Source organism: Sphingobium sp. YR768 (assembly GCF_900111125.1).
Taxonomy (GTDB): domain Bacteria; phylum Pseudomonadota; class Alphaproteobacteria; order Sphingomonadales; family Sphingomonadaceae; genus Sphingobium.
This window is the reverse complement of record NZ_FOGE01000023.1, coordinates 58,040-74,564: the sequence shown is the minus strand read 5'-3', so window position 1 is coordinate 74,564 and position 16,525 is coordinate 58,040. Positions and strand designations below refer to the sequence as shown.

General features: G+C 60.4%; 10 protein-coding genes and 1 pseudogene. 2 read left to right on the top strand and 9 right to left on the bottom strand.

The genetic code is table 11. The features are described from left to right. Positions 1-184 (top strand): annotated as a pseudogene (locus BMX92_RS20365) (hypothetical protein); the annotation flags it as partial. 174 nt (positions 185-358) lie between these two features. Continuing rightward, entirely contained in the window at positions 359-1,237 is an 879-nt protein-coding gene (locus BMX92_RS20360) for an alpha/beta hydrolase (protein ID WP_218145812.1), read from the top strand. 48 nt (positions 1,238-1,285) lie between these two features. Here the strand turns inward: BMX92_RS20360 and BMX92_RS20355 are convergent, their stop codons facing one another. Genes BMX92_RS20355 through BMX92_RS20315 form a run of 9 tightly spaced genes read right to left on the bottom strand, consistent with a single transcriptional unit; the run spans position 1,286 to position 15,927 of the window. Continuing rightward, a complete protein-coding gene (locus tag BMX92_RS20355) occupies positions 1,286-5,521 on the bottom strand; it encodes an SIR2 family protein (protein WP_093019936.1) in 4,236 nt (1,411 codons plus the stop codon). 37 nt (positions 5,522-5,558) lie between these two features. Next, positions 5,559-7,313: a thiamine pyrophosphate-binding protein gene (locus BMX92_RS20350; RefSeq protein ID WP_093019934.1), complete on the bottom strand. Its 1,755-nt coding sequence runs from the start codon at positions 7,311-7,313 to the stop codon at positions 5,559-5,561. Next, positions 7,303-8,223 carry a type 1 glutamine amidotransferase domain-containing protein gene (locus tag BMX92_RS20345; RefSeq protein ID WP_093019932.1) on the bottom strand — a complete coding sequence of 307 codons (921 nt, stop codon included), beginning with the start codon at positions 8,221-8,223 and terminating at the stop codon, positions 7,303-7,305. The genes BMX92_RS20350 and BMX92_RS20345 overlap by 11 nt, the downstream gene beginning before the upstream one ends. Further along, positions 8,220-8,912, bottom strand: a complete 693-nt coding sequence (locus BMX92_RS20340) for a hypothetical protein (protein ID WP_093019930.1) — start codon at positions 8,910-8,912, stop codon at positions 8,220-8,222. The genes BMX92_RS20345 and BMX92_RS20340 overlap by 4 nt, the downstream gene beginning before the upstream one ends. Next, a complete protein-coding gene (locus BMX92_RS20335) occupies positions 8,909-11,047 on the bottom strand; it encodes an AGE family epimerase/isomerase (protein ID WP_143066830.1) in 2,139 nt (712 codons plus the stop codon). Before BMX92_RS20335 ends, BMX92_RS20340 begins: the two co-directional genes overlap by 4 nt. A 22-nt stretch (positions 11,048-11,069) precedes the next feature. Further along, positions 11,070-12,137, bottom strand: coding sequence for an ankyrin repeat domain-containing protein (locus BMX92_RS20330; protein ID WP_093019926.1), 1,068 nt, complete (start codon positions 12,135-12,137; stop codon positions 11,070-11,072). A gap of 7 nt (positions 12,138-12,144) precedes the next feature. Continuing rightward, positions 12,145-12,885: a nuclear transport factor 2 family protein gene (locus BMX92_RS27455; RefSeq protein ID WP_177185165.1), complete on the bottom strand. Its 741-nt coding sequence runs from the start codon at positions 12,883-12,885 to the stop codon at positions 12,145-12,147. A 25-nt stretch (positions 12,886-12,910) separates the two neighbouring features. Then, complete coding sequence (locus BMX92_RS20320; protein WP_093019924.1) at positions 12,911-13,594, bottom strand: EthD domain-containing protein; 684 nt, start codon at positions 13,592-13,594, stop codon at positions 12,911-12,913. After that, positions 13,591-15,927, bottom strand: a complete 2,337-nt coding sequence (locus BMX92_RS20315; protein WP_218145811.1) for an alpha-amylase family glycosyl hydrolase — start codon at positions 15,925-15,927, stop codon at positions 13,591-13,593. The genes BMX92_RS20320 and BMX92_RS20315 overlap by 4 nt, the downstream gene beginning before the upstream one ends. Positions 15,928-16,525: the final 598 nt, after the last annotated feature.

Sequence of the window (16,525 nt, the reverse complement as noted above, 5' to 3'; positions counted from 1 at the left end):
CGATGTTGTAGCTCCCGATCGGGCTTTGGTGACGGACATCACCTACATCCGCACCCTGGAGGGCTTCGCCTATCTGGCTGTCGTGATCGATCTCTGTAATCCGGTGCGCAATCACGTCAGGAATGGGATGCTGCCACCGATCGAGTTCGAACGGCAGCAGAGTTTGAAAGCAGAAGGCGTCTAGAAAACTAGGGGCTACTCACTGCAGTTTGAAGGTTGGAAATAAAATAACAAAAATTCATTGGCATAAACGATGACCCGCATCTGAAATTCGCTAAGATCTCTCACATTGCAGCGCGCGCATTCTTCCTGGATCGTGAAAGGCCATGACAATGACGAGAAGGTCGAGATGACGAACATGAGCAGGATCGCGACCTCGCTTGCGTTGCTGACGCTGGCGGCGCCCGCTTGCGCCGCGTCTGCCAGGGCGGAAAAGCCGACGATGATCGGCTATACCATGCCAGCCACAGCGACCTGGGACATTGCCTCCGACAGCGGCGAGGTCTATCGCATCTTCGTCTCCTACCCGGAAAAGGGCGAACCGCCCGCAGGCGGCTATCCGGTGCTCTATGTTCTGGACGGCAATGCCATATTCGGGGGCTTTGCCGAAACGCGGCGATTGATGGCGATGATGGAGACGCCGGATATCGGCAAGTCGATCGTCGTGGGTGTCGGCTATCCCACGCAGGATGCCTATGACATGCGCCGCCTCTATGATTTCACCGGCGGACCGCCGCCGCCGCCCTGGGACGTCGATTTCAAGGAGCAGAGGAGCGGGGGGTGGGACAAGTTTCGGGACTTCCTGACCGGGAAGCTCCGCACGGAGATTGGCCAGCGCTACAAGATCAATCCGCAGCGGCAGGCGCTGTTCGGCCATTCGCTGGGCGGGTTGTTCGCGATCCACACGTTGTTTTCGCGGCCGAACGCCTTCCATGCCATCATCGCCGCCAGCCCTTCGCTGTTCTGGGACAAGAGCATGCTGGAACAGGAACGTAATTTCGTGGCGGGCCTGCAATCGGGCGCCGTGACCAGCCCCAGCCGCCTTCTGGTCGTATCGGGTGAACTGGAAGAAACCGCGCTCGAACGCTGGGATGCCGAGGCTTTTGCGAAGCGAATGGAGCCACTGTCCGCTTATGGCCTTCGCCTGCAATCCCATGTCTATGCGGATGAAGGGCATATCACCGTGCCCATCCGTTCGGTCAGCGACGCGTTGCGCTTTGCCTTCAGTTGGCCCTGACCCCAATGCGTGGGCCTGCCCCCTATGCAGGGGGGATAAAGGCCATCGCTAAATCTGCCGGCGCATGGAAGCGTCGATGACGTCCGTGATGACCGAAACATGGGGAATGCCCAGCAGCGTTTCCTCGGCATGTTCGATGGCCAGTTGAAATTTTCGGCGGCTGGCGATCTTGATCGTCGTCAGGGCCAGCTTGCTTGCGGTGATCGGATGGCCGCGCTTGACCATGATGCGCGCCATCAGCGATCGCAGCAGAATCTTGCGCAATTCCATGCCGAACCGGGTCGCGACCATCAGTGCATCGGAAACATTCCGCAGCGCCCCTTCATAGTCGCCGCTCTTGAGGCGGGTTTCGGCCAGCGCCGCGCCCGCCTCGACACGGATGCGGTGCATATCGGTCTGGAGCGCATAGCGCATGGCATTGTCGAGCATCTGCTGTGCGCCGGCGCGATCCACCTTCCCGTCCTGCGCATCCGCTGTCAGATTGACGATGGCCGTCAAGATGTTGAGGCGGTAGACGATATCCATCTGCCGGGTTGAGCGCGCCAGCCTGAGCGCTGCGACAATGTCTCCGTCGCGATGTTCGGGCGACATTTCGGCGCGCAGTCGGAGGAAATAAGCCTGCCCCCGTGTCTCCTCCAGTGCGGCGAGTTCCCTGATCGAAAAATCATAGTCGATCTCGGCCCGGTGCGTGTCCCCCTGAAGGTGCCGTGCCCGCGCCCGATAGCCACGGGCGATAGCGATGGCGAGCCGATCCTCACGCAGCCGTCCGCCGTGATGGTCGACATCGTCTGCGATGTCCTCTTCGTCTTCGACCACCGCGTCATGCTGGGGGGCATGGTCCTGTGTGGTCTTGGCCGGAATGAAATCTCGCCGGCGCGATATGGCAAGTATTTCCTCGATCTTGCGCAGGCAGAGCGAAATCTCGCCTGCTTCGATGTCGATGGTGAGTTGGTTGAGCCTGATGCGGCGCCAGTTATGGGCCCGGTCATCCCGCTCGACATGGCGCCGGTTCACATCGAAAGCCCGGTCGAAGGAGGCAGCGGCTTCCGGCAGGTCGCCCATTGCCAGACGGACCACGCCGCGTTCGTTGTGCAGCCATACCAGTTCGTCGGCGTAGAGCGGTTCGACCATGCCATATTCCTGCGCCATGCGGCCCTTCTGCGGCTCGGCCGCGCGCAACCTGTCCCGCGCCATGGCGACCTTGCCATAGGCGTCGATCAGGCAGTCCAGTCGTTCGGCATGTTCCAGCAATATGCCGTCGCGATCCTCCCGGATCAGCCGGTCACCGACGTCCAGCGTGAGGAGGTCGGTGGTGGTATAATAGCCCCGGATCAACGCAAGCGCGGCGCGCAATCGCTGGATATGCTCGACCCTGCATAGAGCATCGATCTGATTGGCCAGCGGGACGGCCGTCTCTTCGCCGTCCCGGCGAACCCGGACTTCGTCGAGCGGCAGTCGCTCATGCGGCACGATGTCCGCCAATATCGTATCGATCGGGCCGCGCCATTCCTCTTTGAGCGGATCACCCTTGCGAGCATCGTCGCGATAAGCCCCGATAAGATGATCAATAAGATTGCCCAGTTCGTCATGAATGTCGGGTTCGGGAATGAAACCATCTGCCGGCTGGGCGATGTAGAGCGACATGTTGAAAGCGGTCGAGAGCTTCGCCTCGGTAAGCGGCACGCTGAAACGGTAGCGCAATTCGCTCATCAGGGTGCGGGGCAGCGTGTAGCGCGGCTTGCCAACCACGCCGTCAGTATATCCTTTTATCGCAATGACGAGGCCGAGGTCGATCATCTCCTTCAGCATATGCTCGATGTGATCGATGTCCGGTGCTGGTTCACCAGTCTGTTTGATTTTCGGGACATGTTCCAGAACAGCCGCTTCGGCGGGAAGGCCGATGAAGGATAAGGCGCGCAATATTTCCCGGACCAGGGCTATATCCTGCTTGTCCTTCCCGCTCTCGCGCAGGGCTTCGTCGAGGATATTGCCCAGATACATGTCATAGAAGGCGCGACGCATTGCCATGCTGTCGCCGCTGATGCGGCTCGACGAATGCGCGCGGAAGCTGTGCACGGCTTCCCTGAGCACGCGATAGGCGGCAGGCGCCAGCAAGGCCGGGGCTCTTGGACCCTTGAGTTTGCTGTCGAACGCCATGCGGATCATGTCGAGGCGCTCGAAGGGCAGGCTGTCATCGTCCGCCCGGTCTGGCGAGGTCGCAATGGTGTGGGCCCTGTAGTCGTCGCCCCGCAGGATCCCGACTTTGCGATGTTTCATATAGTTGGCAACACGTTCCGACCCGAACAGCAGCCAGCGGATGCCGGGCATATCGCCCTTGGCGGCAATATCGAATAATTCGTCCAGTTCCGCGCTCAGCAGTCCGCCGTCGAGGCTGAAGAAACGCTCCATGCCGTTGATGACGATGAGGAGGGGGGCACCCCCCGCGATGGGGGTGAAGTCCATCAGAGATCGGAAATAATCACCTCGGCTCATTTGAGGCGTGCGTGCGTCTCCCGACGAATAAGCATCGTCGCGACGCTTGCTGATGAAGCGGGTGACCGCGTCGAGCAGGCTGTCCGTATCGAAGCTGAAGCTGCCATTGATCAGCAGCGTGTTTTTACGCAGGAAACCGAATTCGTCGGCTCTGTTCGCCATGTTGAAGGCAAGCGAGCCATGGCCGCGACCCTGCCGTCCGACCACGCACAACATGGCGGGATGTGGCGCTTTCAACTTTTCGGCGATGCTCGCTACCGCGATGTCGAGATTGTCGCGGTCCAGTTTCTCCGATCCGCCATCCGACAATTCCCAGAGAATGACCGGGCCATTGGCGATCGCGACCTTCTCCTCCATTTCGCGAAAGCGGGTGGCGTCGGTATAGTTTTCCCGACTGGCGACTTTTGTCGCTGCGGCGGCGCTGTGCTCGATCAGCCAGCGCAAATTATGGATTTCTGCGGCGCGCCTGGTGTCGGGCATGCTGGCCAGGGCTTGGGTCTTCCATGCCTTGTCCTTCAGATCGATCAGGCAGTTCTTGATCTCGGTATCGTCCGGCGTTGGGAGGTCGGCATCGAAAATGGTGAGCACGCCGAGCCGGTGGAAACGGTCGAGCCGCAACATCTCCGCTTCCCGCCAGTCATCCGCCGTCATGTCCTTGCGCGGCCGGTTGAGGTTCCAGAACAGGAAGGTCGGCGCCATACGCTGATAAGGGCTGCTGCTGACGAAATCCTGAAGCGATTGATTGACCTCCTGCTCCGACATGCCGAGGCCGACGAAAAGCACCGGATTGCCACCGATCATGACCCGTTGGGCAAATTCGAAAGGGAGTTTGTACAGATCGTTGCGCCGGTACAGCCGGTCATAATCGCGATAGCTGAGGATCATCGACTTATGATCGCACGCGCGGCCGTGCATATGGATGATATGCTGGTCGACATCATCCGCGCCGACCGCGAATTCGATCATCCGGTCGATCCGTTCCCGGTTCAATATGTCGCTCTCGATCGCCTGACCCGTCGCCAGAACGCGGCGGATTCGCCCGCTGTCCAGCGCCCAAAGGAAAGCATCTTTTCCCGCGATACGCAGCGCCCGCAGTGCGTCGAATGCATCGGGCGGGTCTGCGCTGTTGAGGCGATCCCGGAGCATGGTCTGCCGCTCCAGCTCGAAATCATAGTTGAGCGTGGCAAAACGCCTGACACCCAGCGAATGGAGCAGCGCTTCCACCACTTCCTGCGGCTCATCTCCGCTGTGACCGAGTATGCGGTACAGGTCGCTGCGGCCCTTGCGCGTGGTTTGCGTGCGATAGGCGTGCCGGAAATAATGGGCGAGCTTGATCGACAACATGTCGATCGGTTCGTGACACCGGTCGAGTTCAAAGGCGCTGGTTTCGATCCTGGGCGGCGGATCGTCATTCGCGCCGTCGTGGCCGACGACCACCTCCTCCATGAGGCCCAGCGCGACCCGCACGTCGAAACGATAGCTATTTTTCTCACCCGGTTTGCCACGATAGCCCAGAACTTTGTCGATCGCTGCGTGATGTGTGAATTGTGCCGGAGCGATCAGCCCTTCCAGGGCGTCGGCTTCCCCGAATTTCTTCTCCTTCACCCGGCTCGCGATGCGCGCATAGGTTTCGACGAGTTGATCCCAGGTGCCATAGCCGGCGCCTTCGGTCGTCATGGCCCCGGTGAAGGCGATCATCCGTCCCGACAACAGGCTGCGATGGAATTCGAGCAAGGCGCGCTGCGCCAGCTTCACGTCATCGAGATAGTAGCGCTTGAAATAGCTCGGCATGGCACATCCTTTCCCGGGCGGTTTTCTTCCCCCGGCGCTACAAAGCCCCGCTAATGATCAGGTCGATCAGATAGGGGCCGTCATGCGCCAGCATCCGCGCGATGGCGGGGGCAATCTGCTCGGCGGTTTCGACCCGCTCGCCCTGCACACCCTGCGCCTGCGCGAGGAGGTCGAAGCGCAGGTCTGGTTTTCTGAGGTCGAAACTGTCTGGGAAATCCTGTGTGTCGGCCTCGTCGCGCCCGCGCCAATAGGTCTGGAGATTATATTTGAGGATGCGGTAGCTGCGGTTGTTGCAGATGATGAACTTGGCGGCGATGTCGTGCCGGGCCGCCGTCGCCAGCGCCTGTATCGTCATCATGGCGCCGCCGTCGCCCGCCAGCCCGATGACCAGCTTGTCCGGATACGCGACCTTGAGGCCGAGCGCGCCGGGCAGGCCGGTGCCCAGCATTCCCGCGCGCGTCTGGAAATAGCGGGCGCCTTTCACGGGAAGGTAGCACAGGAGTTCGGGCGAGGTGGTCAGCGCCTCGTCAAAGATCAGCGCGTCGTCGGGGATCGCTGCGACCAATTCCCGCATGAAGCGGTGGGCACGCAGCGGCATCATGTCGCCCTGTTGCAGATGGGCTTCGACCAGCACGGCTCGCTGTTCGCGCTTGGCCTCGCCCAATTGCTTTGCGCGTTGCCGGCTTGCCGCGATCCTGCCTTTGTCCAGGCGCTGCCGGAGGGCTGTCGCCAAGGCTTCCAGGCTGAGCCGTGGATCGCCGAGCGCGCCGATGGTCATCGGGAAATTCTTGCCGATCTCATAGCCGTTGATATCGAAATGGATGAGACTGGCGTCGGGCGCGAAGACGCCTGTGGCGAGTGGGAAGACCTCCGGCAGGACGGTAGTGCCGCAGATCAGAATCGCGTCGGCGGCCGACAGGACAGGCCTGCTGGCCCCGCCAAACATATGGCCCAGATCGCCGGCGAACAGATCATGGCCCCGGTCCATGTTGAACTCGGACGCATTGCCGCCCCATACGGGCGCGCCCAGCAGTTCCGCTACCTCGGTCAGCGCATTCTGCGCGCCTGCGGCGGCAATGCCGTCTCCCATCAGCAGGAGCGGGCGCTGCGCCGCCGCCAGCAGATCGGCGGCCTCCTCTATGGCGCGCTTGTCGGGGGCGACCATGGAGAAGACAGGGGCTGAAGCGGCCACGGACTCCGTGCAAGGGCGGTCGAGTACATCCATAGGCAGCGCAAGGAAGACCGGTCCCATCGGCGGTGTCGCCGCCGCCTTGATCGCGCGCCGCAGCAGGCGCAGCAGCGAATCCGCATCGACCACGCGCCAGGCGCAGGGACCGTTGACGTCCGACTTGACGAAGGGCCGCGCGATGGCTATCAGATCCTGTGACATCTGCCCGTCCAGCGCATCGTAGCGCAGCCCGGCTTCGCCCGCGATCACCACCATCGGCACATAGCCGCGCCGCGCATATTGCATCATGCCCAGCCCATTGGCCAAGCCCGCATAGCTGTGCAGTTGAACCAATGCGGGGCGGCGCCAGGCGTGCAGATCGCCCGCTCGTTCCACGGCAGGGGCTGCGCGGGCATGGGCATCCGCCATGCCCACCGCGACGCCCTCCTGATAGGCGAGATAATAGCGGATATCCGCGAACGCTGGATCGCGTAGCAGGTCTAGGAGGGATTCCTCCGAACTGCCGGGGTTGCCGAATATGGTGGTGATGCCGTCGGCCAGCAGTTGCCGGAAGAAGGCGACCCGCGCTTCTGGCGGCGGACCGGCCCCGCCGTCACCAGCCATAGCGGCGCAGGCCGTTTTCCAGCACGTCCACCATCTTTTCCCCGGTCAGCACGGAATCGGGGGTCGAACGACCGGTGATGAAGGGATAGTCGACCAGGACCGACGTCGCACGCCCGACATTGCCATGAAACCCGCCGTCCGGACCGGTCGCATCCCGCAGCATATATTCCAGCGTGTAGAAGGGCGTGCCGAGATTGACGAAACGGCCATCCGGGTGGTTCAGCATCTGACCCGGCATGGTCGGGTCGAGCACGCCGGTATTATCCGTATAGTCATATTCGATCGCATGACCGGTGACATGCTTGCCCCATATGATGCTGCGGCGGACCGTATAGTCGCGGGCCTGGGCGAGGCAGGCGACGCCATAGCATTCTGCGCCCACCGGCATGTCGCGATCGACAAAGCCCAGCAACAGGTCATGGACCCGGTAATTGTTGACGAGATCGATCATCGGCCCGCTGCCGCCGACGATCAGCAGGGCGGCGAACTCGTCCGTCACCTTTGCCTGTGCGGCGGCGCGCGCGATATAATAATCTTCCCATTGGCGCAGGACCGATTTGTCGTCGCGATCCGGATCGTTCGGAATCGGGCTTCCGTTGATGTCGCGACCGCTCCAATAGGGCCTGCGGGGGAACCAGTCGGCCAGGCTCTGGGGGGTGTCGAGCTTCGGATTGGCGGGATCGTTGATCGCGATCACCTTGTCCGCCATCTCTTTCGTTGTCACCGACTTGCCGAGCGGTGGATCGATATAGGTCGGGTCCATGGATGGCGGCAGCGCATAGGGGCGCCGGCCGGTCGGCGTACAGAAGCGCGTTTCGTAACCGCTGGCCTCGAATATTTCGAGCGGGCCGATAAGCTCCTCGCCCCAATATCCCCATTCGGATAGCATGATGAGTATCTTGCGGGTCATGGTTTTGCCTTTTCCTGACGGCAGCGGGCGATCTCGCCGGCGATGGCGTCGATGAACAGATGCACTTCATGCTTGCTGAAAGCGGTGACGAGGTCGTCGTCCACCACCACCGGTTCGGGCACGATGATGGCGTCGCAATTGAGAATGTCGGCCATGACGACGCTGTGACAGATCAGCTTGCGGCCCTTGAGACGGGCCTTGTTGGGCGTGAGTATCCAGCAGCCATGGCAGAGGAAGCCCTTGATCAAGGACGGGATATCCATGGCTCTGTCGAACAGTTCAACGATTGGCGCCGACCGGACATGATCGACCGGCGACCAGTTCGCGGCATGCCACCCTGCGTCACTCCAGCCGATATCGCCGCCATAGCGTAGCCTGACGCTGGTATAGCAGGCCGCCATGATGATGGCGTCATAGTCGTGGAGATGGACGTCCGACACGTCGATGCCGACCTCGATCTGTTGCCGCTGCGCCATGGGTTGCGGAGAGCTGGGATCGACATCGCTGTAGAAGATCGCCCTTTCGGGGCGATAGTCACCGTAGAAGAGGCGGGACACCAGATCGACGGTCGCACCGAGCGCCGCGAAACGTTCCTGATAGGCGGTGATCTCATCCGGTATATAGTTGCTTTCCAGGACGACTGCGATCCGCGCATCCTCGATGCGGGGCGCATGAGAAGGCGGGATCATGGCTTGCCCTCCATGTCGTAAAAGGCATCTTTGGCGCCTATGGCCTCGCTGGCCCTCCCCGCAGGATTGACCCCGCCGAGCGGCTGGAATTCGACCATGATCTGCTTGTCGAGATCTTCGTCGGAGAGAGTGATCTGAAACTTGTCCTTCTCGAACTCATCGGGTTCACGCGGCACGCCACCGACCACGACCGACGCGATTTCTACCGAGCCGGGTGGGACGAAGTCCGGCAGCACGTTGAGCGATCGGTGGGGGCAGTCGGCCTCGACCCGGAAGAACAGACAGAAATTATGGTCCACGACGGGGAAGGCGGACGTGCCCTCGGGCGTCTGCACCCGGCCTTCCGGCCGGACATACAGGCAGATATAGGTGTGGGCGAGATAGTTGAGTTCGAAGCTGTGATAGCCCGCCACCGCATGACTGGCCTTCTGCCCATAGGTGCCGGTGATGACCGGCATCCCCATGTCGGTGGTGCGGAAGAAGACGCCGCGATTGTCATGGTCCAGAAAATAGGTGTTCCAGAAGGCCATCATCGCGCGTGCATGCTGGAGATGGTCGGGATTATGCGTGACGCCGTGGAGGATGAGATAGGCAAGGATCGCCTGTTCCTGCTGCCAGAAATCCTTGGTGTTGCTCCAGGCGAACTGCACTGGCATGCCGGGGACAGGTTCGCGCTCGACAGCATCGAAGCAGCCGCCGCGCAGCAGGTCGATGCCGACCTCGCTCATCCGGTCGAGCAGTTCGGTGGCGAATTTTTCCAGCCTGTCTGCATAGCTGCTGTGCGCAGCGGCGTCCGCATCCCCTTTTGCCGCCAGCGTCCGGTAATAATGTGCGGTTCGCGTCAGGTTCCAGGCGATCTTGAAATTATGACCGACGATCGCGCGATTTTGCTGCCATCCCCATTGATGGTCCGGCTCCCAGTTCGCGAAAAAACGTTCATTGACATAGGGAATGGCGGGGTCTTTGTCCGGGAAACGATCGAGAATGATTTCCGAGGTTTCCTTGAGGATGCCGCGGCAGACTTCCAGCAGTTCCTCGCTCTCATGCGTATTGCGCGCATCCTGCGGCACCGGGTCGAGCGCGAGGATCAGGTTGACCAGATAAGCGGGGATATGATCGCCGACCGAGTTCCAGTTCTTGCGCAACTGGTTCTGGTCGAGCGAGGCCACGTCGGGCCTTAGCGTCGCGGGGTCGAGGTGCGAGAAATAGCCGCCGGTGCCGCCATAGCCAAAGGCGGGATCGTCGCGATAAAAGTCCTGAAATACGCGGATGGTGCGGTGAATGTCCTGAAGGACGCTCCAGTCCTGGCTGATGCGGAAATATTGGGTCAGGCCGGCCAGCGCATAGATTTGCTCATACAGGGGGATCGTGCCGGCATCGTCGGGATTTTCCGATCCGATGATGATGTTCGCCCCGGTCTCGCGCTGGCGTTTGCCGAACTGCCAGAAACAATATTTGCCGTCATGGCTGAGGCTGCGGAACGTTTCGCGCTGATATTTCACGCCGGCTTTTGCAGCGAGGCGATAGCGTTCGGCGCCGGTCAGCAGGTAAGCCGATGAAAGGCCATAGTTGAGGCGGGACAGCGTCGCGCATTCCTGCACCTTGTCATCGGTGGGCATGCCAAGGATGTTGAGGTTGGTCCTGTAGAGCGCCGAGAAATCGTCCCATTCATAGGTGCGGCGATCCTGGAACAGATCGTCCAGCCATTCATCGGCAAAGCGCGCGATCTGGGTCAGCCACCAGTGGGTGTCCTCGAACATATAATTGCCCTGTTCGCCGACCATCAGGGTGACGCTTTGTGCCCAGATCGCCCTTTGGCCCTGATGCTCCACCTCCACGCCGCGAACCGATACCATCGTGTCGGGGCGGATATATTTGCGCAGTTCGTCGGCGGGGTTTCCGGGATTATAGGGATCGGGGTTCGGAATGCGGTTGCGGTCGAGGCCATCCATGTTCCGCACGACATCATAATTGGTGCCGCCGCCACCGCCTACGGTGATGAGGAACATCTCCCCGTTCGCACACTTCAGCTCGAACTGGAGACTGGCCGTCAGAACGGCGCCGACCATTCCTGTTAGCGTGATGCTTTGGGTGTAATTGCTGTGGGAAGGGGAAGAACTCTGCTGTTGCATCATGCTACTCCTTTCGGGGGACACACTATGTGGTCGGGGTGCTCGGACTGTTTCCGGACAGCGATTGCAGGCGGGTGATCAGGGGGGAGCCGGCGGGCAATGTCTCGCGCGCGATGTCGAGCGGGGTCTTGCCGTCCAGCGCGACGAGGTCGTGGCGCGCGCCAGCATCGAGCAGGATTGCCGCACAATCGGGGAAGCCGTGCCACAGCGCGTCATGCAGTGGCGTATACCCGTTGGACGGGCCCTGATAATTCAGGTCGACGCCCGGCGCGGCGGCAAGGGCACGGGTAATCCCGGCGTATCCATGATAGGTTGCCTTGTGCAGGGGCACGGCGCCGAACACAGGCTCGATGGCATTGGGGTTCGCCTTCGCGTCGATCAACAGGCGCACAATCTCGTCTAGGCCGTCGCGCGCGGCGATGAGGAGCGCCGTATGGCCGTCGCTGAAACTGCCGACGATCGGATAGCGGGCTTCGATGTCCGCCCCGTCGGCGATCGCCTTGCGCACCCCGGCCGAATCGCTGGCAAGCGTCGAGGCAAATAGGGGGCTATTGTCCGTGAGGGCCTTGTCCCGCGCCCTTCTGTCGGCAATCAGTTGCCGAATGCGGAGCAAGCGTTCCTTGGCCTGCGGCGATGTATTGACGACGAGCGCATAGTCGACATGCTGATTGATCGTGAAGCCATAATGGGTCGTCAGTTCCATCCGCGCACCCCGTGCGATCAAATATTCGGCGATGTCGTCCGACGTGAACCAGATAGCCTCCAGCAAGGGCGTATGGCCGGTCGTCGTCGTCTGGAGGTCGATCCAGGCGCCTGCGTCGACCAGCGTCATGACAGATGCCATGTTGCCGCCCTGACAGGCTTTATGCAGGGCGGAACCGCCTGCTAGCCCGTCGATCGCGTTGACGAGCGCGTTAGCCTCGATCAGCCGAGAAACCAATTGATTGTCCCCCAGCCCCGCGGCAAACATGAGCGGGGTGAGCTCGCTTGCCTGATCCGGCATGTTCGGGTCAGCGCCGCCGGACAGCAGTGCGTCTACCTCTGTGTGATCGCGGGCGCGCACGGCGTCGATGAGATTGGCTTGCTGTGCCATCGAAGCCTCACAGATTCCGATAGGCGTGGATCAGCGGAGAGGGGTCCCAATAGACCTGCCACTCGACGATCTTGCTATCGACCACGCGCAGCCGGGTTGCGACCATCAGGTCATATTCGATGCCGTTCGCAAGGCACTGCGCATGTTCGTGCACGATCGCTATGGCATTGTCCCCATCGACGATGAGGTCGCCCACCACCGAGGCGGAAAGCATCCTGGAATATTTGGCCCAGACGCCGAAGCTGTCGATTACTGCCGGCAACCCCTGATAGGTGCCAAGCCATGGCGCAAGATCGGAGACGCCCGGCGTGGGCGGGATATTGGTCCAGGACACATCGGTATGGACCAGCTTCAGCGCGGCGTCGAAGTCGCCCTTGCCCAGATTGTTGAACCAGGCCTGCGCCACTTCCCGCGTCGATGCCGGGGCGGGGCGAGGGGCGCCCTCGCGAGGAAAGCGGCCGCGCACATCTTCGATAAAACCTTCATAGTCGCGCAGCGGCCAGACCGCTTCGAACTCAAGATATTCGCGCATGGGAAGCCAGCCCATGGAATTGCGGTCGAGGTCTTCGAGCGAATCCGACTGCACAATCGCGATGATCCGATGTTGCGACACCACCTTGTAAAGCTGGACAAAGCCGGCGCGGATGCCCTCTATCCCGTGCACCCCTTCCTGTTCTTCCAGTTGCCACAGTTCGTCCTGCGAAATGCGCCCCTGATAATTCCATCGCATCTGGACATAGAACAGCATCTTCAGCCCCCCTGTTTTCCTGCAATCAGCGATCACCCGGTCGAATGATCCAATGTTCCTGCCCCGCGAAGGCGAACAGATAGCGTGGGTCGCAGAAGGCCCAGCCTTCGCGGATATGTGTGCCGAGCCGGCCGGAGAGCGCGCGCTCCAGCGCGGTCAGGTCGGCGAAGGCGATCGTTTCGACCGCGTCGAAACGCGGTTCTCCGACACCATAGGCACTGGCGTTGACGAAGCCGGCCATATGGTCGCTGGCGCCCTCCACTGGTGAGCCTGCGCGCTCCTCCAGCAACCGGTCGCGAAATGTCTCCAGCGTCAGCGTCGGCGCTCGTTTCAGAAGCAGGTAAAGCTTGACCGACTGGATGCTGCCATCGAGTTCATCGCCAGCTATCCGAACAACGGAGGTGTCGAGGCCGAGCGTTTGCCAGAAGGCCGCCCAACGCGGTTCGTCCCGGCGCGCGCCGTCGAGAAATTCCGGGCTTTGCAATGACTGGACCTGCTCCGCCTCGTCAGCGAGCCAGATTTCGGCGACCCCTTCGAAAAAGGGCAGGTCGCGGCCGGTCGTGACCGGCAGGCGACGGGAAACCAGATATTGCCTGATCTGTGGAATTCTGGCGGCAAAGTCCACAGCATGGAAGTTGATCCAGTAGCTCTGGAATGCCTCGGCGCTAAGGCCCGGCTTGGGGCCTGCGAAAATGAACTGATGGATCATCGATCCGTTTCCCGTTGCAGGACGATGATCGCATTGGCGGGCAGGCGCGGATTGATGCGGCTGTCGCTGGCCTGCAAGGGCGCGCTGTTGATCATGCCGCTGCCGCCGAAACGGGCATCGTCGCTATTCAGCACCTCTCGCCACAGACCGTCGGCGATAGCGGGGTGCGCGAACACATAGCCATCGGGGAAACCCCCGTTGTTCAGGGTGAGCGCGACCAGAAAATCCTCGTCGCCCTGCCATGTGCGATAGGCGAGGACGCGGTTGGCATTGTGGCTGTGGACGATCATCACTTCTGCCGAGCGCAATGCTGGCTGGGCATGGCGCAGGCCGATCACATCCTGATAATAAGCGAACAGTCGCGCACCACCGCCTTGCCGCATGGCGAGCAGATCTTCGCGGTGATGGATCCAGTCATGATAGCGATAGGGTTCCTGGGCACCGACTTCCTCGCCCATGAAAAACATCGGAACGCCGGGCGTGAGCAGGGACAGGCCCGCTACTGCGCGCGTTCTGGCCTCCGCCCAGAACCGGGTTTCATCGACCAGGACATTGTTGACCGCGACCTGAATTGTCCGCGCGGAGGCAAGGTTGACGCCATTCTCGCTATAGGTCGCGTTCCCGGCCTGATCGTGGGACTCGTGATAGACCACTCTTTTCGCCGTCTGCGCGATCTTGTCGCCCAGTCGATCCATGGCGAGAGGGAGATCGCTCCCCTGACCGGCGACATGCAGCAACCGGGCACTGTCTAGGTTCGACTGGGAGTCGCCGATCAGATTATGATACCATTGCGCCCACCAGATCGCATCGAAGCCGATACCGCCTGTTTCCTGCGGCTGGATGATAGCGGGCCAGTCGCTATGATCTTCGGCCACCAGCATGACGGACGGCTTGATGAACCGCACGGTCCGCACCCATTCCCGCAAGAATTTGATGCCGAACTGGTTCGCGACGGGAAGGGATTGGCCATTGCCCTCCAGCACATTGTCGCGATGGAATGCCTGTGTCAGGTCGACGCGAAATCCGTCCACATGGAATTCGGTGAGCCACATGCACGCGCTGCTCGTGAACAGCTTGCGCATCCCCTCTTCGCGCAGATTGGGAAGCCTGCCGCTCGATCCATTCTGGATGTAGCCGCCATTATGGCGACCATGGGCGCCCGTCGGCCAGTCTTCGTCACGCCCCTCATGCCAATAATGGAAATTCCGGTCGTCTCTTATGCTGTCATAGAGGTCGGGTGACCGCTCGGCATCCTCAACCCAATGATTATAGACCACATCGAAGATTACAGCGATGCCGCGCTGATGGCAGGCACGAATGAAATGCTTCAACTGGTCGCGCCCGCCGCCGGCATATTCCGTGGCGAAATGATGGGACGTGCCATAGCCCCAGCTAAAGGCTTCCGCCTCCATCGGCGGCAGCAACTCGACCGCGTTGATCCCGAGGACGACCAGATGGTCGAGGAAGGCGATCGCATCCTCGAAGGTTCCGGGCGCCTCTTCTGATGTGCCGGGCTTTTTCTTCCCGAAGCCCAGACCCTCGACATGTAACTCATAGATTACGAGGTCGTTGAAGGAAGCAGGGACTGGGCGTGCTGGGTCGAACTCGTCTTTCCAGAAATCAGCGTTGTCCAGCCAACGCGTTTCGGGAAAGACGCCTTCGTCCAGTAGTTCCGTAACGCGTTCGGGGTCGATAGCCACTGAGCAGGATTTCGTGCCCTTCAGGTCGAAACGGGTACCGTCCCAGGGCGGTTCGCCAGGCTCTGGACTGGCGGGGTCCTTGCGGCCGCTTCCGATCTGGCAGCGCGCGAACATGTCGCTGCGGAAAACCACGCTGCCGTCGTCGCGCACGATCCGGTACATATAAGGCTTATGGTCCCAGTCGGAAAATCTTGCGAAGACTGGATCTGTTTGTGCGGTCCGCCAGATGCCCTCCTCGTCGCGGATCATCGAATAGCTGGCCTGCACACCGGTTCCTGTGGGCGTGATGTAGCCGCTCGCCGGCTCACCGATCACCAGTTGCACGTCTGCGGCGTGGGGCGCACGGCACGCAAATTCGATACGCGGCTTGGATTTTCCTTTCACATAGCGCTTGTTTGCGCCCAGCCTGCGGCAATGGGTCAGATAATAACGCTCGACCTGATGATCATGATTGGCGCGAAAAGTGCGATATTGGCTCGCCGAAAGCGGGTCCGGAACTTCCGTTACGATGCCCCAGCTATCCTGCCTTTCCCGACTATCTGCCCGAATGCCCCAACGAAAGCTTTGCCCTTGCTCCAGTTGGACGACAGCGCTCCAGGCCGGGCAGCCGTCTTCCGCGCTGAAGGGCGACATCGGCACTTCTGTCCATGGAGTATCAGAGAAACTGCCATTTGAATCCCAACTGCCATATAGGCGGAGGTTGGAGAATATATGGATTTTCAGCCCCGTCAGCCACTCTATGCGAATTGCAATTGTAGGCATGAAACCTCCATCTCACCATCGTGGGCGAATATGGTGAATATAATTTCCATAGGAAAAAACATTATTTCTCATTTATATTTATTACGAGAAACATAATTTCATATTTTTTGATGTTGTATTGTTCATATTATTTTATTTTATATGGATTAAGCGATGTTTTGTCCATTTTGGATCAAGCGCGGTCGCAGGCGTGGCGGTTATATTTATATTTTTAGCTGAGGGCTGAAATCTGTTTCGGAGCCTATGAGAAAAGCCGAGAGGCAGAAGCTGGTGCGTCTTTGGCGCTATTTTCAAGAATTGCGGTAAGCCGTGCATGGATGTCAGGCAGGTTTTAAAAGTCGATCGGGCCACGGTGAGGGATAGAAAATCAACGGGTTGGCAACGCAATACTATTGAATTGCGTGTTAGGACTCGTCTTCGGGATTTGCACTATGTTGTGCAGATTGAAAATTTCAGGGTCAGAGATGGT

Excerpts from the sequence above, each read along its gene's own strand:
- BMX92_RS20320 (WP_093019924.1), bottom strand. The coding sequence starts at position 13,594 with ATGATCCATCAGTTCATTTTCGCAGGCCCCAAGCCGGGCCTTAGCGCC.
- BMX92_RS20350 (WP_093019934.1), bottom strand. The coding sequence starts at position 7,313 with ATGGCTGGTGACGGCGGGGCCGGTCCGCCGCCAGAAGCGCGGGTCGCC.
- BMX92_RS20355 (WP_093019936.1), bottom strand. The coding sequence starts at position 5,521 with ATGCCGAGCTATTTCAAGCGCTACTATCTCGATGACGTGAAGCTGGCG.
- BMX92_RS27455 (WP_177185165.1), bottom strand. The coding sequence starts at position 12,885 with ATGCTGTTCTATGTCCAGATGCGATGGAATTATCAGGGGCGCATTTCG.
- BMX92_RS20315 (WP_218145811.1), bottom strand. The coding sequence starts at position 15,927 with ATGTCGCCCTTCAGCGCGGAAGACGGCTGCCCGGCCTGGAGCGCTGTC.
- BMX92_RS20330 (WP_093019926.1), bottom strand. The coding sequence starts at position 12,137 with ATGGCACAGCAAGCCAATCTCATCGACGCCGTGCGCGCCCGCGATCAC.
- BMX92_RS20345 (WP_093019932.1), bottom strand. The coding sequence starts at position 8,223 with ATGACCCGCAAGATACTCATCATGCTATCCGAATGGGGATATTGGGGC.
- BMX92_RS20360 (WP_218145812.1), top strand. The coding sequence starts at position 359 with ATGAGCAGGATCGCGACCTCGCTTGCGTTGCTGACGCTGGCGGCGCCC.
- BMX92_RS20335 (WP_143066830.1), bottom strand. The coding sequence starts at position 11,047 with ATGATGCAACAGCAGAGTTCTTCCCCTTCCCACAGCAATTACACCCAA.
- BMX92_RS20340 (WP_093019930.1), bottom strand. The coding sequence starts at position 8,912 with ATGATCCCGCCTTCTCATGCGCCCCGCATCGAGGATGCGCGGATCGCA.